Origin of the sequence: Sphingobium psychrophilum, assembly GCF_012927105.1 — a bacterium.
Lineage (GTDB): Bacteria > Pseudomonadota > Alphaproteobacteria > Sphingomonadales > Sphingomonadaceae > Sphingobium > Sphingobium psychrophilum.
Map to the genome: position 1 here is coordinate 110,445 of NZ_JABBFV010000005.1, position 21,177 is coordinate 131,621.

General features: G+C 64.5%; 20 protein-coding genes and 1 pseudogene. 12 read left to right on the forward strand and 9 right to left on the reverse strand.

Features of this window, described 5'->3' with window-relative positions:
* Window positions 1–667 precede the first annotated feature (667 nt).
* Window positions 668–1,882 (reverse strand): phospholipase A, encoded by a 1,215-nt coding sequence (locus HHL08_RS08865; RefSeq protein WP_043153833.1) that lies wholly within the window; start codon window positions 1,880–1,882, stop codon window positions 668–670.
* Window positions 1,879–2,139 (reverse strand): hypothetical protein, encoded by a 261-nt coding sequence (locus HHL08_RS08870; protein ID WP_169572454.1) that lies wholly within the window; start codon window positions 2,137–2,139, stop codon window positions 1,879–1,881. The genes HHL08_RS08865 and HHL08_RS08870 overlap by 4 nt, the downstream gene beginning before the upstream one ends.
* A 517-nt stretch (window positions 2,140–2,656) precedes the next feature.
* On the opposite strand from HHL08_RS08870, the gene HHL08_RS08875 reads away from it, so the two are divergent.
* The 4 genes from HHL08_RS08875 (at window position 2,657) to lptB (ending at window position 6,317) form a co-directional block, all read left to right on the forward strand.
* Entirely contained in the window at window positions 2,657–3,397 is a 741-nt protein-coding gene (locus HHL08_RS08875; RefSeq protein WP_043153829.1) for an SDR family NAD(P)-dependent oxidoreductase, read from the forward strand.
* Between the two features lie 49 nt (window positions 3,398–3,446).
* Complete coding sequence (phbB, locus tag HHL08_RS08880; protein ID WP_043153860.1) at window positions 3,447–4,169, forward strand: acetoacetyl-CoA reductase; 723 nt, start codon at window positions 3,447–3,449, stop codon at window positions 4,167–4,169.
* 25 nt (window positions 4,170–4,194) lie between these two features.
* Window positions 4,195–5,379 (forward strand): acetyl-CoA C-acyltransferase, encoded by a 1,185-nt coding sequence (locus tag HHL08_RS08885; protein WP_169572456.1) that lies wholly within the window; start codon window positions 4,195–4,197, stop codon window positions 5,377–5,379.
* Between the two features lie 80 nt (window positions 5,380–5,459).
* Window positions 5,460–6,317: an LPS export ABC transporter ATP-binding protein gene (gene lptB, locus HHL08_RS08890; RefSeq protein ID WP_169572458.1), complete on the forward strand. Its 858-nt coding sequence runs from the start codon at window positions 5,460–5,462 to the stop codon at window positions 6,315–6,317.
* A gap of 148 nt (window positions 6,318–6,465) precedes the next feature.
* Here the strand turns inward: lptB and HHL08_RS08895 are convergent, their stop codons facing one another.
* Window positions 6,466–7,194 (reverse strand): TetR/AcrR family transcriptional regulator, encoded by a 729-nt coding sequence (locus tag HHL08_RS08895; protein ID WP_235954993.1) that lies wholly within the window; start codon window positions 7,192–7,194, stop codon window positions 6,466–6,468.
* A gap of 130 nt (window positions 7,195–7,324) precedes the next feature.
* On the opposite strand from HHL08_RS08895, the gene phbB (HHL08_RS08900) reads away from it, so the two are divergent.
* The 8 genes from phbB (HHL08_RS08900) (at window position 7,325) to HHL08_RS08935 (ending at window position 17,015) form a co-directional block, all read left to right on the forward strand.
* On the forward strand, window positions 7,325–8,053 hold the full coding sequence (gene phbB / locus HHL08_RS08900) for an acetoacetyl-CoA reductase (RefSeq protein ID WP_043153825.1): 729 nt from the start codon (window positions 7,325–7,327) through the stop codon (window positions 8,051–8,053).
* A 104-nt stretch (window positions 8,054–8,157) separates the two neighbouring features.
* Complete coding sequence (locus HHL08_RS08905; RefSeq protein ID WP_043153823.1) at window positions 8,158–8,595, forward strand: hypothetical protein; 438 nt, start codon at window positions 8,158–8,160, stop codon at window positions 8,593–8,595.
* 164 nt (window positions 8,596–8,759) lie between these two features.
* Window positions 8,760–10,157 (forward strand): efflux transporter outer membrane subunit, encoded by a 1,398-nt coding sequence (locus tag HHL08_RS08910; protein WP_235954994.1) that lies wholly within the window; start codon window positions 8,760–8,762, stop codon window positions 10,155–10,157.
* The gene (locus HHL08_RS08915) at window positions 10,154–11,227 is read left to right on the forward strand and encodes an HlyD family secretion protein (RefSeq protein WP_169572460.1); all 1,074 of its coding nucleotides are present in this window, start codon (window positions 10,154–10,156) and stop codon (window positions 11,225–11,227) included. Before HHL08_RS08910 ends, HHL08_RS08915 begins: the two co-directional genes overlap by 4 nt.
* Complete coding sequence (gene rbbA, locus HHL08_RS08920) at window positions 11,224–13,995, forward strand: ribosome-associated ATPase/putative transporter RbbA (RefSeq protein WP_169572462.1); 2,772 nt, start codon at window positions 11,224–11,226, stop codon at window positions 13,993–13,995. Before HHL08_RS08915 ends, rbbA begins: the two co-directional genes overlap by 4 nt.
* A 1-nt stretch (window position 13,996) precedes the next feature.
* Window positions 13,997–15,121 (forward strand): ABC transporter permease, encoded by a 1,125-nt coding sequence (locus tag HHL08_RS08925; RefSeq protein WP_169572464.1) that lies wholly within the window; start codon window positions 13,997–13,999, stop codon window positions 15,119–15,121.
* A 205-nt stretch (window positions 15,122–15,326) separates the two neighbouring features.
* Window positions 15,327–15,950, forward strand: a complete 624-nt coding sequence (locus HHL08_RS08930) for a hypothetical protein (RefSeq protein WP_169572466.1) — start codon at window positions 15,327–15,329, stop codon at window positions 15,948–15,950.
* Between the two features lie 105 nt (window positions 15,951–16,055).
* Window positions 16,056–17,015, forward strand: coding sequence for an SDR family oxidoreductase (locus tag HHL08_RS08935; protein ID WP_328804618.1), 960 nt, complete (start codon window positions 16,056–16,058; stop codon window positions 17,013–17,015).
* A 16-nt stretch (window positions 17,016–17,031) separates the two neighbouring features.
* Here the strand turns inward: HHL08_RS08935 and HHL08_RS08940 are convergent, their stop codons facing one another.
* The 6 genes and pseudogenes from HHL08_RS08940 to HHL08_RS08965 all read right to left on the reverse strand — a co-directional run.
* A complete protein-coding gene (locus HHL08_RS08940) occupies window positions 17,032–17,550 on the reverse strand; it encodes a GNAT family N-acetyltransferase (RefSeq protein WP_169572468.1) in 519 nt (172 codons plus the stop codon).
* Entirely contained in the window at window positions 17,543–18,169 is a 627-nt protein-coding gene (locus tag HHL08_RS08945; RefSeq protein WP_169572470.1) for an ABC-type transport auxiliary lipoprotein family protein, read from the reverse strand. The genes HHL08_RS08940 and HHL08_RS08945 overlap by 8 nt, the downstream gene beginning before the upstream one ends.
* 47 nt (window positions 18,170–18,216) lie before the next feature.
* Complete coding sequence (locus HHL08_RS08950) at window positions 18,217–19,152, reverse strand: MlaD family protein (protein ID WP_048576331.1); 936 nt, start codon at window positions 19,150–19,152, stop codon at window positions 18,217–18,219.
* The gene (locus HHL08_RS08955; RefSeq protein WP_169572472.1) at window positions 19,152–19,940 is read right to left on the reverse strand and encodes an ABC transporter ATP-binding protein; all 789 of its coding nucleotides are present in this window, start codon (window positions 19,938–19,940) and stop codon (window positions 19,152–19,154) included. The genes HHL08_RS08950 and HHL08_RS08955 overlap by 1 nt, the downstream gene beginning before the upstream one ends.
* Window positions 19,937–21,037, reverse strand: coding sequence for an ABC transporter permease (locus HHL08_RS08960; protein ID WP_169572474.1), 1,101 nt, complete (start codon window positions 21,035–21,037; stop codon window positions 19,937–19,939). The genes HHL08_RS08955 and HHL08_RS08960 overlap by 4 nt, the downstream gene beginning before the upstream one ends.
* Window positions 21,034–21,156, reverse strand: a pseudogene (locus HHL08_RS08965) (phospholipase A); the annotation flags it as partial. The pseudogene HHL08_RS08965 and the gene HHL08_RS08960, both read right to left, overlap by 4 nt.
* Window positions 21,157–21,177: the final 21 nt, after the last annotated feature.

Consider the following 21,177-nt stretch of genomic DNA (forward strand, 5'->3'; position numbering starts at 1 on the left):
ACACCCGGCGTTCCATTGTTCTCGGAGCCGCTGCCCTCAATATCTTCGAGTCACGGGTGTGCCAGACAGCGTGGCCATGCCTATGACGAAGCGGTACTTCACGTTCGTCCGTGTCAAGCATTCGCGGGCGTCGCTGATATTGCCGATCACGATCGTCTCGCAGTCGGGACCGATGTTCTCTGCGGCACAGAAGCTGGGCAACTCCGGGGATGGAATGATCTCCTTCTCGTTCGATCGTAGTCACGTCCCGTGATTATCGCTCACGAGGCGCCAGGGTCCGTTCCCACGGATCCGACTCGGCGGGCGCGGATCATTCAATTGCACACGATATATTTTCAAACAATATATTTCTCTTATTCCAGGATGGAATCGCGTGAAGATGGCCGGTTCAGGTACGGGGTCAGCGGCAAGAAGGGGAGGCGGCCAAGGTCCAGCCCAGCCAAAGTCCAGCGAGGCCGACCCCGAAGCGACGCGAGGTACGACCGATTTTCTCCATTCCTACTCAATGCCGCAGATCGGCAGAGTCGACGCGGCCCGCCGGTCCGACCCTTGCCGGACCCGCACTCATATGCCAGCTATTGTCTGCTTGGCCTATGAAGAGTGTCGTCGAGTGGGGGGATGCAGGTTTCGTCCGGAATCGCCGTCTCGATCCCGGTCTCGATCTCCGTTATCGCACGAGCGCGACGCCTATTCTGAACCGCGTCATGCGCCGATCATAGTCGAGCAGGTTCTCGCCATAGCCAACGAAACTCTGTCCGAACAGATAAAGGTCCGGACCACCCCCCAGCAGACGAGGCAGCGGATAGGAGAGATCGGCACTGAGCGCGCCCTTGCCGCTCGAAAAGTTGAACCGGGTGGAGGTGGAGAGGCGCAGTCCTTCATCCTCCCCGATCTCCACGAATAGCCCCGTGATGCCGCGGTATCGGCGGATATCGGGATTGTCCGACTTGTCGCCGACGAAAAGCGCCAGACGTGGTGCGACCGAGAGGCGATAGTCTCCGCCGAGCGGGATCGCCGCCATCGGCGCGACATAGACGCTGTTGATGCTGCGCGACGCCGCGCCGTCGCGCCCGTTCGATTCATGCCGGATACCGCCCTGCGCGCTCACCGAGATGCCGTTCGACAAAGTGGCGGAAGGGGTCAGATAGAAGAGTTCGGGCTGATAATCGACATTGCGGAACGGCGAGGAGTTCCCGCCCAGGTCCCAGAACATACGCTGGCTATAGGCGAAGTGAAGCCCATCACGCCAGGACCCCGGCAGCCCATCAGCCCGTCTCGATCCGAACAGCTGGTATTTGAAGCTGATCTGGATCCTTGCCTCACTGTTGGTGCCAGGCCCGTAGACGGCGTAGATCGGCTCATAGGCCGAGAGATTGACGAGAAAGGCATTGCCAGCCGAACGGTCGGCGGGCGGCGGCGCCGCTTCCCGCTCCGGCTCGGAAGGCGCCTGCGGTGCGGATATGGCTTGCGCCACTTGCGTCGCCGACCGCAAAGCAACAGTGATCTGCTGCGAACGCCACGCCGGAATGGAAAGCGTCGCGCCATCCAGCGTCAGGTCGGAAGGCGCGCGAAAGCAATAGCGAGCGCGCATGAACCCGCCAGGCGGCACGGTCAGGCTGGCCGGGACATTCGCAGCGCGTTCGAGCCAGACGGTCCGGACAGATCCGGCAGCCCCGATCCGTGCCTCGATTCGGTCGGGCAAGGATACCGTTTGTGGATCTCGGTCCCCGTTGAGCAATCGCAGATCGACCAGAATGGCGCCGTCCTGGTCGCGCTGGCCGGCGTCGCCGATCAGGATCTCGACCGGCGAGGCGGCATGGGCCGTCGGCGCGAGGAGAATCGATGCGCCAGCCATGAACCAGAAGTGCGGACGGATCGTCATGCGCGCAGGTGCCAACCGCTGTCGCCTGCACCACGGACCGGATAATCGGACAGCCGCGTATGTTCGCGCGCGATCCTGGCGTTGCGCCGCGGTCGCTTGCCCGGCGGGAGGGCGAGGTGAAATGTCCGGTCGGAGAAGACCTGGAGGAGCATTGCGGGCGGAAAAGCCGAGGCGAGCCGGGTAACCGCGGCGCGAATGAATGTCTCTGCAACGTCTTCCAACGGGTCTGGTGGCGAAGTGGCGGCGGATGTGTCCATGTTCCTCATCTCCAATCGGACATGCCCTTCCATCGCCTGACAGCGAGGAACACGCACTACGCGATGACGTAGCCTGACTCAGCATCCTCCCCTGAAACCGCCTCCGATTATACCATCGTTATCAAGCGGCTACTCTCATCTTACCACCACGCATGTCTTTCCGAGAGTCGCCAATTTCACAGAACGGTACTGCAGGGGAGAGATAAGGCGCAACCCCGGCCATCAGTATATTTGCGCCTGGCCCGACACAGAATATGTCCTTCGCCATCCGATTTGTGACGATCCTGCCGCTCCAGCCGTCGTCCATTCGTCACGCTTTCCCGGATGGAAAGAGGAACGAATTAGCGTCGATACGAAACGCATAAGTATAGTTCCCGATGGCGGGGTGGTGCTCCGGCGATGCACATGAACCGCATATCCCGTGGTGATCGGGAATCCAAAACGCCAGGGAGAGGTGCCGGATCGGCTTGGCGACGCCCGTTTTGGGCGGCGGCTTTCGTGCGCTCTGGAGAACCGGATGTTCGACTTCAATGACAAGGTCGCGATCGTGACCGGAGCCGCCAGCGGGCTGGGCGAGGCCATCTCCCGTGAGTTGGCCGCCTCCGGCGCCCGGCTCGTGCTCGCCGATCTCGATATCGACCGCGTACACGCTCTCGCTGCCCAGATCGATGACGGCAGGGCCTTTCCGCTTCGGACGGACGTGGCGAACGCCGCGGATGTCGAGGCGATGGTGGCTTTCGCGGTGAAGACCTTCGGCCGGCTCGATCTTGCCGTGAACAATGCCGGCGTCGGCGGCGCCTCCGCTCCGGCCGGTGAATATGATCTTGCCGAATGGCGGCGCGTGCTCAGCGTCGACATGGACGGCGTGTTCTACGGCATGCGCTATCAGATTCCCGCGATGCTCGCCTCGGGCGGCGGGGCGATCGTCAACATGAGCTCGATCTGCGGCATGCTCGGCCTGCCCGGCACCATCGCTTACGCGGCTGCCAAGCACGCCGTGGTCGGCATGACCCGGACCGCAGCCGTCGACTATGCCCGCAAGGGCATTCGCATCAACGCGGTGGGGCCAGCGGTCATCGATACGCCGCTGATCCGGGCGCAGGGCGAACCGTCGCCCGCGCTGATTGATCAGCATCCCATTGGTCGGCTCGGCCGGCCCGAGGAGGTGGCGGCGCTTGTCGCCTTTCTGCTCTCCGATCGCGCCTCGTTCATGACCGGCGGCTACTATCCCGTCGATGGCGGCTATCTCGCGCAGTGACCGCGTCGCCCACTCCCTTTTCATCAGCACCAGCAGCAAGGAATTTCTCATGTCCCGTATAGCGCTTATCACCGGCGGCGTGAGCGGTATCGGCGCCGCGACCGCACGACTCCTCAAGGCGCATGGCTACACCGTCGTCGCCAATTATTTCGGCAACGAGGCCGAAGCCCAGGCGTTTCACGACGAGACGGGCATTCCGGTCTATGGCTGGAACGTGGGCGATTTTGCCGCGAGCCAGGCGAGCGTCGCCAAGGTCGTGGCGGAGGTCGGGCCGGTCGACATCCTCGTCAACAATGCCGGCATCACCCGCGACGGCACGCTCCACAAGATGAGCGAGGAGCAATGGCGCAGCGTGATCGACGTCGACCTCGGCGGCTGCTTCAACATGTGCCGCGCGGTGATCGAGGGCATGCGTGAGCGGCGCTTCGGCCGGATCGTCAATGTGAGTTCGGTCAACGCGCTGTCGGGGCAGTTCGGCCAGACTAACTATGCCGCCGCCAAGGCGGGCGTGATCGGCTTCACCAAGGCGCTCGCGCTCGAGGGCGCGGCGCGCAACGTCACGGTCAATGCGATAGCGCCGGGCTATACCGACACCGCCATGGTCGCCGCGGTATCGGCGGAGGCGATGAAGGCTGTTCTTGGCGCCGTTCCCGTGGGCCGTCTCGGCACGCCCGATGAGATCGCGCGCGGCGTCCTCTTCCTTGTCGAGGACGAAGCCGGCTTTGTCACCGGCGCCACGCTTTCGATCAACGGCGGCAAATACATGGCCTGAAGCGGCCGAATGGAAGGAGAAGATTATGACCAGGAATGTTGTTCTTTGCGCACCCGTGCGAACCGCGATCGGAAGCTATGGCGGCAGCCTCAAGGACATGGCCGCGCCGAGACTCGGCAGTATCGCCATTGCCGAGACGCTCAAGCGCGCCGGCGTAACCGGCGACGCGATCGATACGGTCGTCATGGGCCAGGTGGTGCAGGCCGGGGCGAAGATGAACCCGGCGCGGCAGGCGGCGATCGGTGGCGGAATCCCTGACACTGTGCCGGCGATGACCGTCAACCGGGTCTGCGGCTCCGGAGCCCAGGCGATCGCCACTGCCGCGCAGGAGATCATGCTGGGCCTGACGAATGCCGCTGTCGCGGGCGGGATGGAGAATATGGACCAGGCGCCCTACCTTATCGAGAGGGGCCGCTGGGGTTATCGCATGGGCGACGGCAAGCTTTTCGACAGCATGCTCCATGACGGTCTCAACGACGCGTTCGTCGACCAGCATTCGGGCTGGGTGACCGAGGACCTCGTCACGAAATTTCAGATCTCGCGCGACGCCCAGGACAGTTGGGCAGTGCGCTCGCAACAGCGGTTCAGTACGGCCCAGGCGGCCGGCAAGTTCGACAGCGAGATCGTGGCGGTCGAAATTCCGGGACGAAAGGGGCCGACCAGCTTTTCGCGGGACGAGCAGAACCGACCGGATGCGACGCTCGAAAGCCTCGCCCACCTCAAGCCGGCCTTTCGTCCGGAAGGAACAATCACGGCAGGCAATGCGCCCGGCCTCAATACCGGCGCGGCGGCGATGATCGTGGCGAGCGAGGACTGGGCCAGCCAGCACGGCGTAGCTCCGGTCGGTCGGCTGGTCGCTTTCGGCGTGGGTGCGGTGGAGCCCGGACTGTTCGGGCTGGGGCCGGTCCCGGCCGTGCGCCAGGCGCTCACCCGTGCGGGCTGGTCGGTGTCGGATCTCGAACGGGTCGAGATCAACGAAGCCTTTGCCGCGATCGCCATCGCCGTCGTACGGGAACTCGGGCTGCCGGAGGACATCGTCAATGTCGAAGGCGGGGCGATCGCCCATGGCCATCCGATCGGCGCGACGGGCGCGGTGCTGACGACGCGGCTGCTCGAGTCGATGCGGCGCGACGGGCTCAGGCGCGGGCTTGTCACGCTTTGCATCGGGGGCGGGCAGGGCGTTGCCCTGGCTCTTGAAGCCGTCTCCTGAGCGAAGAGGCTTGGGGCGGCGATCGATCTTCCATCGACGCTGCCCTGGCCCGAACGCAACCGACAAGGTGTCGCGTGCCCATGCTCATCGCGAGCTTTCTGGAAAACCCACTCTCGCAGGGGAACCGGAGAGCCGTGGATAGCGGCACGTCTGTTCATACGGGTGGCGGTCCGGTGACCGGTCGACCAGGCGAATTGCAGAGCTCCGACGGTACGGCCCAAGGACTCTCGATTGTCGGGATCGAAAAATCATTCGGCGCCCGAAAGGTTCTCCACGGCGTTTCGCTCACCGTCAAACCGGGCGAGATCGTGGGGCTGCTTGGTCCCAACGGCGCCGGAAAGACGATCTGCTTCTATGCGATCGTCGGCCTGACGAGCGTCGATGCCGGCAGGATCCTGCTTGGCGGAGCGGATGTCACGGCGCTTCCGATGGACAGGCGCGCGGCACGGGGTCTGGGCTATCTTCCGCAGGAGCCATCGGTCTTTCGGGGAATGACGGTGGCGGAAAACATCACCGCGGTGCTCGAGTGCCGCACGGACGATCCCGCGGGGATCGCGGCGCGCCTCGATGATCTGCTCGCCGAATTCAGCATCGCCCATGTCCGCGATACGCCGGCTCCGGCTTTGTCAGGCGGAGAACGCCGCCGCACCGAGATTGCTCGTGCGATGGCCGCGAAGCCGGCCATCATGTTGCTGGACGAGCCCTTTACCGGCATCGACCCCCTGTCGATCGTCGATATCAAGCTGATGGTGCGCGACCTCAAGCAGCATGACGTCGGCGTTCTCATAACCGACCATAATGTCCACGAGATGCTCGAACTGGTCGACCGGGCCTATGTCATCCATGAGGGAAGGGTGCTGTTCGAGGGGACGCCCGACGCGGTGCTTCACAATCCCGATGTGCGCAGACTCTACCTTGGTGAGGACTATGAGCAGTGACCTGTCCTTTGGTTGATCATAGCGCTCCGTTGCCGTCGGTCAGCACAGGCCATCTTTGACGGCGTCTTGCTCGTGCTCATGCATCGGGGCGACGCCATGGTGCCAGATTTGCGGTCGGAGTCCATGTCCAACAGGATCGAACATGGAGTTAACCGGAACAGTCTTCGTCCAGGAAGGGCATTCCGCGCGCGATGAGATTCATGGTGCGCTCAAGATAGTCGGATTTGGCGCGAGACGTGTTTTCCAGCTCATGCCGCAGGAGAATGCGCTGCCGCGGGCTTGTGACGAACGCGTCGAAGAGGAAGGCCGCCAGGAACGACAGGTCGACCGAGCTGTCGCTGCCGTCGTTGCGATGGGCCTGCTCGAGAATTGACTGGATGATCGCAATTCCCGCCTTGGCTCCCATCGAAGGCTTGGCCTGGCCGGCTTCCGATTCATGATCGGCGATCCAGTTGATCAGGGAATCCAGGCCGATAACCTCACGCTTGAGCGATGCATCCAGGATTTTCCTGCCGACATGGAACAGCTTGTCCCGCGTCGAGCCGGCCGGAATGGTCGATGCGATCGGCCTGAGATGATGCGCGATTCCATGCTCGACGGCAGCGACAAGCAGCGCCGTTTTGGACCCGAACCGGGAATAGAGCGTGCGCTTGGAGACGCTGGCGGCGATCGCGATCCCCTCCATGCTGGCGCCTTCCACGCCATGGGCGATGAACTGTTCGAGCGCCACATCAAGAATATGAACGCCCAGTAGCGCCGCGATTTCCTGCGTCGGCCGGCCCCCTTTGGGGTCACGCGGCGGCAGGCGCCTGGCACGTCCGGTTGATGTTGCTCTTGTCATAAAACCGTCTCTAACCCGATCATCCAGGTCTTGCATGAGTTTTGACTTGATCCGGTATCGCCAGGAGGCGATAACAAAACCGCTAAGTATACATACGCATTGTCCGGGGAGGAGCTGTGGGGGAAACCTCGCGGCGCATCTGAAACAGGAACGGACCTGGACGATCATGACGGATATCGCACTTGTAACCGGTGGCACGCGCGGGATCGGCGCGGCCATCGCCCGATCGCTGAAGGCCGAAGGCCATGAGGTGGCGGCCGTCTATCATGGCAATGACGCCGCCGCCGCCCGGTTCAAGCAGGACACCGGCATATCGGTGTTCAAATGGGACGTTGCGGACGAGGCGGCCTGCCGGGACGGCGTGGCCCAGGTCGAAGAACGGCTTGGGCCGGTGTCCATCCTCATCAACAATGCGGGCATCACCCGCGACGGGGTCTTCCACAAGATGAGCTGGGACAATTGGCGGTCCGTGCTGGCGACCAACCTCGACTCGATGTTCACCATGACCCGCGCAATCATCGAGGGCATGCGCGAGCGGCGCTTCGGCCGGATCATCAACATCTCGTCGATCAATGGGCAGAAGGGCCAGATAGGGCAGGTCAACTATTCCGCGGCGAAGGCGGGCGTGATCGGCTTCACCAAGGCGCTGGCTCAGGAAAATGCAGCGCGCGGCATAACCGTCAACGCGGTCTGCCCCGGTTATGTCGACACCGACATGGTCGCCGCCGTCAAGGAGGAGGTGCGCGCCGGGATCATCGCCGGCATCCCTGTCGGCCGTCTCGGCGACCCCGACGAGGTCGCGCAAGCGGTCTCCTATCTCGCCTCGCCAAAGGCGGCTTTCTGCACGGGCTCGGTGCTTACCATCAACGGAGGGCAATATATCGCCAATGGCTGAGCCTCGTCTGCCATCGTGCGTAAGGACAATCCCTCATATCGCAGCGCAGCATCGCAACGGAAACTGTTTTTCCTCCCGCCTCGATTCTCGAAAGGACCTGGCCCATGAGCTATCCCCTCGATCAGATTACCGCCCTTGCCAAGGCCAATGGCGAGCTTGTCCTCAAATTCGCCGAGATCGCCCGGAGCGGTGGCGAGGACTATGCACAGATCGGCAGCAAGGCGGCGACCCTCTTCGTCGATCAGTTCAAGGAACTGAAGCCGGGGACTGTCCCGAGCTTCAGGAGCGACGCGGTCACGAGCCTGCTCGGCGAGGTCGAAAAGAGCCGGGAGGCCTCGGTGAGCAAGATCAAGGCGGCCGTCGACGAATGGCAGGGTAGCTGGAAAGATCTGCTCTCGCAGACGACCAGCCAGCAGGAACTGACCGGAACCATCCAGGCGTGGTTCCAGCCCCTGCTCAAGAAGTCGGCGGCCGAGCCGGAGAAGGCGAAGGTTCCCGCGGCCCCGGTGCGCGCGCCTGCGAAAGCTACCGAGACAGCCTGAGGGTCGCATCTCACGGCGAACAACGGCTCCCGCCCGGTTCCCGGACGGGAGCCGGCTATTTGAAGACCGAACCAGGGGCAGTGCGCGACGATATGGCCGTTCCGGAGATCATGAGGGCCAGATACCGACGGCCAGCTACAAGCGTTGCCTGTCTCGCTGCGTCCATGCTTCTGGCCGGCTGCTCGTTCGCGCCGGCACACGTCCGTCCGCCGCAGCCCGTTCCGCAGGGCTATGCCGCATCGGCCTCCGACTCGTCGTCCATCGCCCGGGTCGGCTGGTACGATTTTTTCCATGAGGAGCAGCTTCGGGCACTGATCGCTGCGGCGCTGGAGAACAACCGCGATATCCGGATCGCCTCGGGGCGTGTCGCGGAAGCGCGGGCGTCTTGGCGGATCCAAGGCTCGGCGCTCTATCCCCAGTTCGATGCCGTGGCGACCGGAACGCGGGGACGAACCCCTGCCGATCTGTCGGTGACGGGCCAGGCCGTGACGGGCAACCAGATCTATGCGCAGCTGAGCGCCGGCTGGGAGATCGACTTCTGGGGCCGGCTGCGCAACCTCAACGCGGCGGCGCGCGCGCAGTATCTGGCGACGGAAGAAGCTCGACGCGCGATCGCTACCGACCTCATCGCCCAGGTCGCCAACGGCTATCTGCTCGAGCGCGAATATGAGGAACGCGTCGCGCTGGCGAGCCGGACGATCACGACGCGCGAGGACGCGCTTCGGATCCTGCGGCGGCGTTATGAGGTGGGCTCGGGCTCCAAGCTCGAGATGACGCAGGCGCAGACCCTGCTGGCGCAGGCGCAGACGGCGCTGCAGGCGCTCGATCAGGATCGCGAGGTCAATCGCAACGCGCTGGCACTGCTGGTCGGGCGTCCGGTCGACATCCGGCCGGGGCCGCTCGGCCTTGCAGCAGCCGCGCCGGAGGTCGTGCTTCCTCCGGGCCTGCCGTCAGAGCTTCTCGTCAACCGGCCCGACATCGTGGCGGCGGAATATGTGCTTCGCGCAGCCGAAGCGAATATCGGCGCCGCGCGCGCCGCTTTCTTTCCGAATATCAGCCTGACCGGCGCCTTCGGGACGGCGAGCAGCGAACTGGACGGCTTGTTCAAGGGGGGAAGCCTTTCCTGGAATTTCACGCCGACCCTGAGCCTGCCCTTGTTCAATGCCGGACGCCTCAAGGGCAATCTCGACGTGGCGAAGGCCCGGCAGGTGATTGCGATCGCGGATTATGAAGGGACGGTACAGGCCGCGTTCCGCGATGTGTCGGATGCCTTGGTCCGGCGCCGGCAGCTCGGCCTCCAGATCGAAACGACGCGCACCATGCTCGCGGCGCTCCAGGAGCGCGCGCGCCTTGCCCAGTTGCGCTTCGATAACGGGCGCTCGGCCTATCTCGAAGTGCTCGACGCGCAGCGCGACCTGTTCGACACCGAGCAGGCGCTTGTCCAGCTTCGCCGCGCCCATCTCGGGAGCGCCGTCGCCCTCTATGCGGCGCTGGGCGGGGGCTTCATCCAGAATCCAGCCTTCGACATCAACGCAGCTGAAACCGGGAATCCAGCACAATGACGACGCCCCAGAAGAAATGGTTCATCAGGGGCGCCATCGCCGTGGCCGTCATTGCCGTCGCTCTGACCCTGTGGCAGCTGCTCAAGCCCGGCGGCCTGCCGGACGGCATCATTGGCGGCAATGGCCGGATCGAGGCGATCGAGATCGACATTTCCGCCAAGACCCCTGGGCGGATCCGCGACATCGTCGCCGACGAGGGCGACTTCGTGAAGGCGGGACAGGTCGTCGCGCATATGGACACCGATGTCCTCAACGCCCAGCGCTCCGAGGCACAGGCGCAGCTCGCCCAGGCGCAAAACGCGATCCTGATCGCGCAAAGCCAGGTGTCGCAGCGCCAGAGCGAGCGCGCGGCCGCCTTTGCCGCCGTGCGGCAGCGTGAGGCGGAGCTGAGCGCCGCGCGCAAGCGGCTCGCTCGCTCGGAAACGCTGGCGCGCGAGGGTGCGACCGCGGTTCAGGAGCGCGACGACGATCAGGCGCAGGTCGAAGGCGCGACGGCCGCCGTCGAGGCGGCGCGCGCGCAGCTGGCTGCGGTCGATGCGGCCATCGGCACCGCGCGCAGCCAGGTGATCGGCGCGCGCTCGAACGTCGATGCCGTCCGCGCGACGATCGAGCGGATCGAGGCCGATATCCGCGACAGCGACCTGCGCGCTCCGGTGGCCGGAAGGGTCCAGTATCGCGTGGCCCAGCCGGGCGAGGTCGTCGCCGGCGGCGGGCGGGTGCTCAACCTCGTCAATCTCGGCGACGTCTACATGACCTTCTTCCTGCCCGAGACGGTGGCGGGACGCGTGGCGCTGGGGAGCGACGTGCGGATCGTGCTCGATGCCGCGCCCGACTATGTGATCCCCGCCAGGGTCTCGTTCGTCGCCGATGTCGCGCAGTTCACGCCCAAGACGGTGGAAACGGAGAGCGAGCGGCAGAAGCTGATGTTCCGCGTCAAGGCGCGGATCGATCCCGCTTTGCTCGATCGCCATATCACCCAGGTCAAAACCGGGCTTCCCGGCATGGCCTATGTGCGGACCAGCCGCGATGCCGAATGGCCGGCGAAGCTGACCGTCAACGTGTCACGATGACTGAGCCCGGAATATCGGACGGGGACTCGCCCCGGTTGGCGGCACGCCTTTCGGGCGTCGCCCTGGATTATGGCAGGACGCGGGCGCTCGATGGCATCGATCTGGAAATTCCGGCCGGACGCATGGTGGCGCTGATCGGTCCCGATGGCGTCGGCAAGTCCACCCTGTTCTCGCTGCTCGCCGGCGCGCGCGTGATCCAGGAAGGCAGTGTCGAGGTTCTCGGCGGCGACATGGCGGACCGGCGGCATCGCGAAGCGGTCTGTCCACGCATCGCCTATATGCCGCAGGGCCTCGGCAAGAACCTCTATCCGACCCTCTCCATCGACGAGAATCTGGAGTTTTTCGCGCGCCTGTTCGGGCAGGATGCGCAGGAGCGCGAGCGGCGGATCGCCCAGCTCACCGAGAGCACCGGCCTTGCGCCGTTCCGCAAACGTCCGGCGGGTAAGCTTTCGGGCGGGATGAAGCAGAAGCTCGGGCTCTGCTGCGCGCTGATCCATGATCCGGATTTCCTGCTGCTCGACGAGCCGACCACCGGCGTCGATCCACTATCGCGCGCGCAGTTCTGGGACCTGATCGATCGCATCCGCGCCGACCGGCCGGGCATGAGCGTGCTTGTCGCCACCGCCTATATGGAGGAGGCGGCTCGGTTCGACTGGCTGGTGGCGATGGATGCGGGGCAAATCCTCGCAACCGGCATGCCGGCGGATTTCTATCGACGCACCGACACCGACGGGTTGGAGCAGGCGTTCATCGCGCTGCTGCCCGAGGAGCGGCGGCGCGGGCACAAACCGGTGATCATCCCTCCGCGCAACGAAGGGAGCGATGCCGAGATCGCGATCGAGGCCAAGGGACTGACGATGCGGTTCGGCGATTTCACCGCGGTCGACCATGTCGATTTCCGGATCGAGCGCGGCGAGATCTTCGGCTTCCTGGGTTCGAACGGCTGCGGCAAGTCGACGACGATGAAGATGCTGACCGGCCTGCTCAAGGCGAGCGAGGGCCAAGCGTGGCTGTTCGGGCGCGAAGTCGAGAATGACGACGTGGCGACGCGTCGGCGCGTGGGCTACATGTCCCAGGCCTTCTCGCTCTATTCCGAGCTGACGGTCCGGCAGAATCTCGAGCTGCATGCACAGCTCTTCCATGTGCCGGCGGAAGAGATTCCCGCCCGGGTCGAGGAGATGGCCGGACGCTTCGACCTGACCGACATCATGGACGCGCTGCCGGACGCGCTCCCGCTCGGCCAGCGCCAGCGCCTCAGCCTCGCGGTCGCGATGATCCACAAGCCTGAAATGCTGATCCTCGACGAGCCGACCTCGGGCGTCGATCCGATCGCGCGGGATCAGTTCTGGCAGATGATGATCGACCTGTCGCGGGGCGACAAGGTGACGATCTTCATCTCGACCCATTTCATGAACGAGGCCGAGCGTTGCGACCGGATTTCGCTGATGCATGCCGGCAAGGTGCTGGTCAGCGATACGCCGGCGGCGATCGTCGAGAAGCGCGGCAGCACGAACCTCGAGGATGCGTTCATCAGCTATCTGGAGGACGCGGCGGGCGGAGATGAAAGGGCGGAGGCGGGAGTGGCGGCCGCGGCGCCGGCCACCGAGACAAAGGCTGAGCCTGCTTCGTCCTTTTCCCGCACCTTCAGCCGCCGACGGATGCTGAGCTATTCCCGGCGCGAGGCGCTGGAGCTTCGTCGCGATCCGATCCGCGCCACGCTCGCCCTTCTGGGAAGCGTGCTGCTCATGTTCATCATGGGCTATGGCATCAGCCTGGATGTCGAGAACCTGCCGTTCGCGGTGCTCGATCGCGACGGGACGACCACCAGCCAGAATTATGCTCTGAATCTTGCGGGATCCCGCTACTTCATCGAACGCCCGCCGATCACCGATTATGCGCAGCTCGACCGGCGCATGCGCGATGGCGAGCTCAGCGTTGCGATCGAGATTCCACCGGGTTTCGCGCGCGACCTGCGCCGCGGCGATCCGGTCCAGATCGGCGTGTGGATCGATGGCGCCATGCCGATGCGGGCGGAGACCGTGCAGGGATATATCCAGGCACTGCACGCGCAATGGCTGGGAGAGATGGCCGTGCAAGAGCTTGGCGCTCGGCCCTCGGCGGGCCTCATCAATATCGAGACGCGCTACCGCTACAATCCCGACGTCAAGAGCCTGGTCGCGATCGCGCCGGCGGTCATCCCCGTCCTGCTGCTGTTGTTCCCGGCGATGCTGACGGCGCTCAGCGTCGTGCGCGAGAAGGAGCTGGGCTCGATCATCAACTTCTATGTCACGCCGATCACGCGGATCGAGTTCCTGCTCGGCAAGCAGCTTCCCTATGTCGCGCTCGCCATGCTCAACTATGTGCTGCTGGTGCTGCTGGCGCTGCTCGTCTTTCGCGTGCCGATCACCGGCAATGTGCTGGCGATGACGGTGGCGGCCTTGCTATACACGCTGTCCGCGACCGCGATCGGGCTGCTCTTCTCGATCTTCATGCGCAGCCAGATCGCGGCGCTGTTCGCCACCGCGATCGGCACCATCCTGCCGGCGGTGCAGTTTTCCGGGCTGATCAATCCGGTCTCGTCGCTGGAGGGCGTCGGCGCGTTCGTCGGGCGCATCTTCCCGACCACCCATTTCGTCACCGTCTGTCGGGGCGTCTTCTCCAAGGGGCTGGGCTTCGGCGATCTGGGTCAGCCGCTTCTGGCGCTGGCCGTGGCAGTACCGGTGCTGCTCGCACTGTCCGTCGCGCTTTTGAAAAAGCAGGAGGGCTGAGATGCGGCATATCGCCAATATCGGACGTCTGGGCGTCAAAGAACTGCGCAGCCTGTGGCGCGATCCGATGATGCTGGTCCTGATCGTCTACGCTTTCTCGCTCGGCATCTATGTGGCGGCCTCCGCCATGCCCGAGACACTGAACAAGGCGCCGATTGCGGTTGTCGACGAGGATCAGTCGCCGCTGTCCAGCCGGATCACCGGAGCGTTTTACCCGCCACACTTTACGCACCCGGCGCTGCTCGCCTTGGGTGAGGTCGATCCCGCCATGGACGCCGGGCGCTACACCTTCGCGCTCGACGTGCCGCCCGATTTCCAGCGCGACGTCCTCGCCGGCCGCCAGCCGACCGTCCAGCTCAACATCGACGCCACGCGGATGAGCCAGGCGTTCACCGGCGGCGGCTATATCCAGCAGATCGTCCAGGGCGAGGTGTCGGAGTTCATGAAGGGAACGCGGGCCACGGCCGCGCCGCCCGCCGATCTCGCCCTGCGGGCCCGCTTCAACCCGACGCTCGCGCAAAGCTGGTTCGGGTCGGTGATGGAGATCATCAACAACGTCACCATGCTCTCGATCGTGTTGACCGGCGCCGCGCTGATCCGCGAGCGCGAGCATGGCACGATCGAGCATCTGCTGGTGATGCCGATCACGCCGTTCGAGATCATGGCGAGCAAGGTCTGGGCGATGGGGCTGGTCGTCCTGCTCGCCTGCGCCTTCGCGCTGCTGGTGGTGGTCGAAGGAATATTGAAGGTGCCGATCGAGGGATCGATCCCGCTGTTCCTGACGGGTGCGGCGCTGCATTTGTTCGCCACCACGTCGATCGGCATCTTCATGGGCACGATCGCGCGCTCGATGCCTCAGTTCGGTCTGTTGCTGATGCTCGTGCTGCTGCCGCTCCAGCTGTTGTCCGGCGGTATGACCCCGCGCGAGAGCATGCCCGAGTTCGTGCAGACGGTGATGCTCGCCGCGCCCACCACCCATTTTGTGAGAATGGCGCAGGCGATTCTCTACCGGGGAGCGAGCTTCGACGTGGTCTGGCCCCAGTTCCTTGCCATCGCCGTGATCGGTGCAGTGTTTTTCCTGATCGCGCTCGCGCGGTTCCGCCGGACGATCGGAACGATGGCATAAGCAGGCACATGGTGATGGCCGCCTCAGTAACACTACCAATATGCCCAACAGCGCGGCTGCGCGAAACTTTTCTCACCACAAAGGGGAGAATCTCCATGCACGCCCTGGACAGAATTCGTCAGTCGATCGACGTCATTTTCCTGTATGGATTGACAGCAGGTCTGGTGATGGCGATCGCCGCAATCATCATGGCGAAGCTTCCCGAATGAAAAGGAAGACGCGTCTCAGGCGTCTTGCGCCGCTCGTTCTGAGTGTTCTTCTTGGGCTTTCTATTCACACCGCCGCCCAGTCGGCGCCCGCTGCCGCCGAAGCGACCGCCCCGGCGGGCTTCCGCCTCGATTCCGACGTGACCTTGGTGCATGTGGGAAGCGGTGCGCGCTTTCCCCATATGCTCGCCGGATTCACCCGCGTAGCCGAGCAGGGATATGATCCCAGCGGCCAGTATGTTTCCGTCGAATATCGTTCGCCGGTGCGCGGTTCGACGATCGTTGCGCGCATCTCGCTGGTTCACATCGAGCAAATGTCGGCGAAGGAGCATTATACGATCATGAAGTGGCTCGCACGCGGCTATTTCGATGAAAGCACGCCGCTGTCCGAGGGACCGGTTGCTCTTCCTGACATGCCAAAGGATGCCGTCTGGCGCGGGCGGTTTCGTGGCGTCCGCGAAGGCGTTCCTTTTGAATTCAGCCTCACGACGGTCGATTTAGGCTATTGGGGCGCTCGCGTCGCGACGGCCTATCCCGAGGCTGATCAAGGCGAAGCCGAACAGCGGCTCGACACGCTGATCAGTGGGTTGCGGGCGTTGGCGCCGTCCGCACAGCGCAAGTAGAGTCGATCTCATCGGAGGCGTTGCCGCCCAGCTCCCAGGGCTGGGGCAGGAAACGCCGTCGCGCGATCAGAGATTAGGTTGGATCGATTCGATTGCATATTATGTATGCCGACGATCCACTCGCTGACATTGCCCGAGCCCAACGACTCGATGGACGCCAAAGGCGAGACGATCGGAACGCCCTCCAAGCAAAGAAGAGGAAGAACCATGCTCGCAATCACCGGAGCGACAGGACAACTCGGACGGCTCGTCATCGCAGCACTGCTCAGGACGGTGCCGGCTGGCGAGATCGCGGCCCTGGTGCGTGACGTCGACAAGGCGTCCGACCTCGCTGCGAAGGGGGTCGTCGTGCGCGAAGCCGATTATAACCGGCCGGAGACCCTCGGCCCGGCTCTCGCGGGCGTCGACAAGCTGTTGCTCATTTCGGGGAACGAGGTCGGACACCGCGTGCCGCAACATAAGGCGGTTATCGACGCCGCCAAAGCCGCCGGCGTGAACCTCATTGCCTATACCAGCGTGCTGCACGCGGATACGTCACCGCTCGGCCTTGCCGAGGAGCATCGCCAGACCGAAGCGCTTCTCCGCGAAAGCGGAATACCCACCGTCTTGCTGCGAAACAGCTGGTACACCGAGAACTACACCGCCTCGATACCTGCCACTCTCGAGCACGGCGTGGTGATAGGCTCCGCCGGAGACGCCCGCATCGCCTCGGCCACCCGCGCCGACTTTGCTGAGGCATCCGCTGCCGTACTCGTGGCGCAAGAGGATCAGGCCGGTCGCATCTACGAGCTGGCGGGCGATGAGGCCTATACGCTCGCCGAATTCGCGGACGAACTCTCTCGTCGAGCGGGCAAGCCGATCATCTTCAAAAACCTGAGCGAAGCTGATCACAAGGCGGCGCTGGTTGGAGCCGGTCTTCCGGAGCCGGTTGCTGCGATGCTCGCCCAATCGGACGCGGCGGCGGGCCAGGGCGCCCTGTTCGACGACAGCCATGACCTTGGCAGGCTGATCGGCCGGCCGACCACGCCATTGAAGGACGCGATCGCCGCGGCGCTGGCAGGTTGATGCCGGGCCTCGACGGTTAGCTGGCGCGCAGTGTTTTGCTGACCAGCACCAGGGTCGAGTCCCCAGGATATTCCTCTACCGAGAACCCCATGTCGCGTTCGAGTTCGATCGCGGCGACATTGGCGCGGCTCTCGATCGATTCGATTTTCGAGAGCCCCCGCGCCTCGGCCTGATCGGCCACGAAGGACAGGAGAGTCCATCCGATGCCTCGGTGCCGATAGTCGGCGTCAACGGAGATCGCCACCTCGCCCCGCTCGCCCGCTGCATCGGAGACGAGCATCGCGCTTGCGACCACGGCGCCGCTCTCGGCATCGAACGCGAGGAAGCTTACCGCGTTGCCGTCATCTATCGGGGTCAAGGCGCGGAGTTGCTCTGGCCCGATTTCATTCAGCCCAGACAGGAACCGAAAGCGCAGATCCTCATGGCTCACATGGTGGAACAAGTGCGTCAGGATCGGCCCGTCCGTCGAGCCCGCCTGCCGCACGTAAAGGCGAAGCCCGCTCCGCGTCACGAGTTCCACGGTCTTTTCATTCATCTTTCTGGCCCTTTCCGGATGGTGGATTGGAGGACGCGCTGCGGCTGGTTTGCGCCGTCCAGTCGACGAGTTGTGCGGCATAACGGGTCACCGCCCGGTCGAAAGCCGGCACGATCCCGCTCGTGCTGTTCGCAAGCGCTGGTTCCTCGACCGAGAAACGGCGCGACGCGACCGGCTGTCTGTCATCGGCACCAAACAGGGTCACCTCCCCGGCGATGACGACGGTGGGCGGGGTCTTGCCATCGGCTTCCGGCGTGTATCGCGCCTCAAACCTGTCGATGGTGACCTGCAGGGCCTGCGAGGCTCCCGTCGCGCTTCGGGGCGAAGCGAGGCGGAGGTCGGGCGCGCGCGCACCGAACTGCCGCGTCAGCGCCTGCGTGAAAAGATCGGGGACCGATGCGACCCAGCGGGCGTCCTTGATATAGAGCGCCTGCGCGCCGCGCGTGGTGAGGATGCGATCGCCCTCGATTTCCGGTGCGAAGCGAAGCCGCAACAGCGAAAGCGGCCGGCGGGCGACCGCCGCCTGCGGGGCGGTGTCGTTCGTCCGCTCGATCACGCCGAAACGGAAGAGATCATCACGCTTGCCACCCCCCAACAGGCTCCCGCAGCCGGCCAGCAACAGCGCTCCCATCAGGGTCGCGGATGTCCGATATCCAGGGGAATGCCTCATCGCGGTAGCTCCAGTTCCTTGCCACTGTCCTTGCCCAATGCCTGACGGGGATTTTGCCGGATCTGACGGATGAGCCCGTCCAGGGATTCGGCCGTCTCCTGCAGGCTGCGCATCGTGGCGTTGATGTTGGGGAGAGTGGTCGTGCCGATGTCGCCGCTCTGGGTATCGAGCTTCGCGATGACGCCGCGGGCCTCGTGAACCGCGACCTTGAGTTCGCCAGCCGCCCCGGAGATGTCTGCAAAAGCGCGTTTGCCGTCGCCATCGGCGATGTGACGGACGGATGCCGCCGCTCCCTGAATATCGGTGGCGGCGCGGTCGAGCTTGGTCAGCGCCGAGGCGGCGTTGGCGATCATGGTCCGGTTCGCCGCAAGCTCCCCAGTCGTCGTCCTGATGTCGTGGATGGCCGCGCCGACATCGGCAATGTTGCGATCGGAGAGCAGCTTGTTCACGCGGGTCAGGGCTTCGGTCGCGCTCGCGACCATCTGCCCTCCTCCCTGCAGCAGCGACGAGAGCGCATTGGGCTTGCTCGGAATGACCGGGCGCTTGCTATGATCGACCTTCCGTAGAAGCGGCTTGATCGCGGTCCCGGCGCTGATCTGGACGATGCTGACTCCCGAAATGCCCTGCGTTTCGGTCGACGCCATCGAATCCACGCGCACGGGCGTCCCGCGGTTGACCTCGATATCGGTGACCACACGGTTGGGATCGCGCTCGTCGAGCCTGATCCGCTGGATCTGACCGACCTTGATGCCGTTGAACTGGACCTCCGCCCCCACGCTCAGCCCCCGCACGGGACCATGAAAGACGATCTGATAGGGATCGTGCTCCCGTCTGAACTGCGAGCCGCCCAGCCACACCACGAACACGAGCGTCGCGATGAGCAGCACAATCGAGACGGCGCCCACCAGGGCATAATTGGCGTGGCGTTCCATCAGCCTTCTTTCTGCTTCTTGGCGGCACGGCCGCGCGGCCCCAGGAAATAGCTTTTGATCCAGGGATGGTCCGATTGCTCGAGCTCGGCGACCGGCGCGACCGCGACGATCTTCCTGTCGGCGACGACGGCGACCCGGTCGCAGATGGCATAGAGCGTGTCGAGATCGTGGGTGATCATAAAGACTGTGAGACCGAGCGCTTCGCGCAGCGTCTTGACGAGGTCGTCGAACTCGCCCGCCGCGATCGGATCGAGACCGGCTGTCGGCTCGTCGAGGAACAGGATGTCGGGGTCGAGGGCGATCGCACGCGCGACGCCGGCGCGCTTGCGCATGCCCCCAGACAGTTCGGAGGGTTTCAGGGCACCGGCATTGTCGGGCAGGCCGGCAAGCTTGATCTTCAGCCGCGCGAGATCACGCACAAAGCCCTTGGACAGATGCGCGTGCTCCAGGAGCGGCGTCTCGACATTTTCCTGCACCGTCAGAAAAGAGAATAACGCTCCCTGCTGGAACATCACACCGATCCGCCGTTCGATATCGGCCTGCGCATCCGCATCGTCGATGTTCCGCCCGAAGATTTCGACGGTCCCGCCATCGGGCCGTTTCAACCCAAGAATGGTATTGAGCAGGACCGACTTGCCGGAGCCCGATCCCCCAACGACGCCGAGTATTTCGCCGCGCCGGACCTCGAGGTCGAGATCCTCGTGGATCACCTTGTCACCAAATGTGGTCCTGAGGCCGCTGACACGGATCGGCGCATCGCCGGCGTCGGTGGGCGATGGCGCGCTCACAGGTCCAGCACCATGAAGAGCACCGCGAAGATCGCATCGAACATGATGACCATGAAGACCGACTGGACCACCGCCGAGGTGACGTTGCGGCCGAGGCTCTGGACATCGCCGCCGACCATCAGGCCATGCCGGCAGCCCGCCGAGGCGATCACCAGCGCCAGGAACGGCGCCTTGCTCATGCCGACCCAGAAATGCGTTATGCTCACGGTCTCGAGCGTGCGCTGAACGAAGAAGACGGGGCTGATGTCGATCGTCGCCCAGCTGACCAGCAGGCCACCTGCAATACCGCCGATATCCGCGCAGAAGGTCATCAGCGGCATCATCAGCAGCGCTGCGAGAACCCGTGGAATGACAAGGGCGTCGAAACGGTCGACGCCCATCACCTGCATCGCATCGGTTTCCTGGTTCATGCGCATCGAACCGATCTGCGCGGCGAAGGACGATGCGGACCGGCCCGACAGCAGAATCGCGGCGATGACCACGCCGAACTCGCGCAGGACCGCGACGCCGACCAGCTGGACCGTGAACACCTCGACGCCAAGCGTCGTCAGCAAGTTGGTGCCGACAAGTGCGATCACCGCGCCGATGAAGAAGGTCATGATGAAGACGATCGGGAGCGCGTTGATGCCCGCGTCCTGCATCATCGCGACCAGCGGCGTCAGACGCAGACGGCGCGGGTGCACGACCGTCCGGCCGAGGGCCACGACCAGCCGGCCCGCGAATTCGAGCATGTCGTAGGCATCGCCGCCGAACTGGACGACCTGGCGGCCGAACCGGTCGAAAAAGCCTGTCCATCCCTCGAGACCCTGCTTCGCCGGGGCTTCCTTCTCAAGCGCAGGGCGCACGAGGTCGATCAACCGCCGCAGATCTTCTCTCGGGCCGCAGTCGATATCCGCGCCGGTTGGCATGGACCGCAGCAACGCCAGCGCCCCGGCCGTATCGACCCGTCCCAGTTCGGAGACGTCGAGGCGCTGCGCGCTCCCGGATTTCGTGGCCAGGCGACGGGCAGCGTCGCCCAGGTCGAGCGCCGTCCAGTCACCGCTGGGGTGAAGCGTGGGGACATCGGTGTCGTCGAGGCGCCAGTCGGCCGCGGTCACCGGACGAGCGCCACGCCGATGCGCAGGCGCGTCGTTCGCCGATTATAGTCGAGCAGGTTCTCGCCATAGCCGACAAAGCTCTGGCCGAAGGGATAGACTTCCGGTCCGTCGCCGAGCATGCAATTCAAGCAGACGGCCGC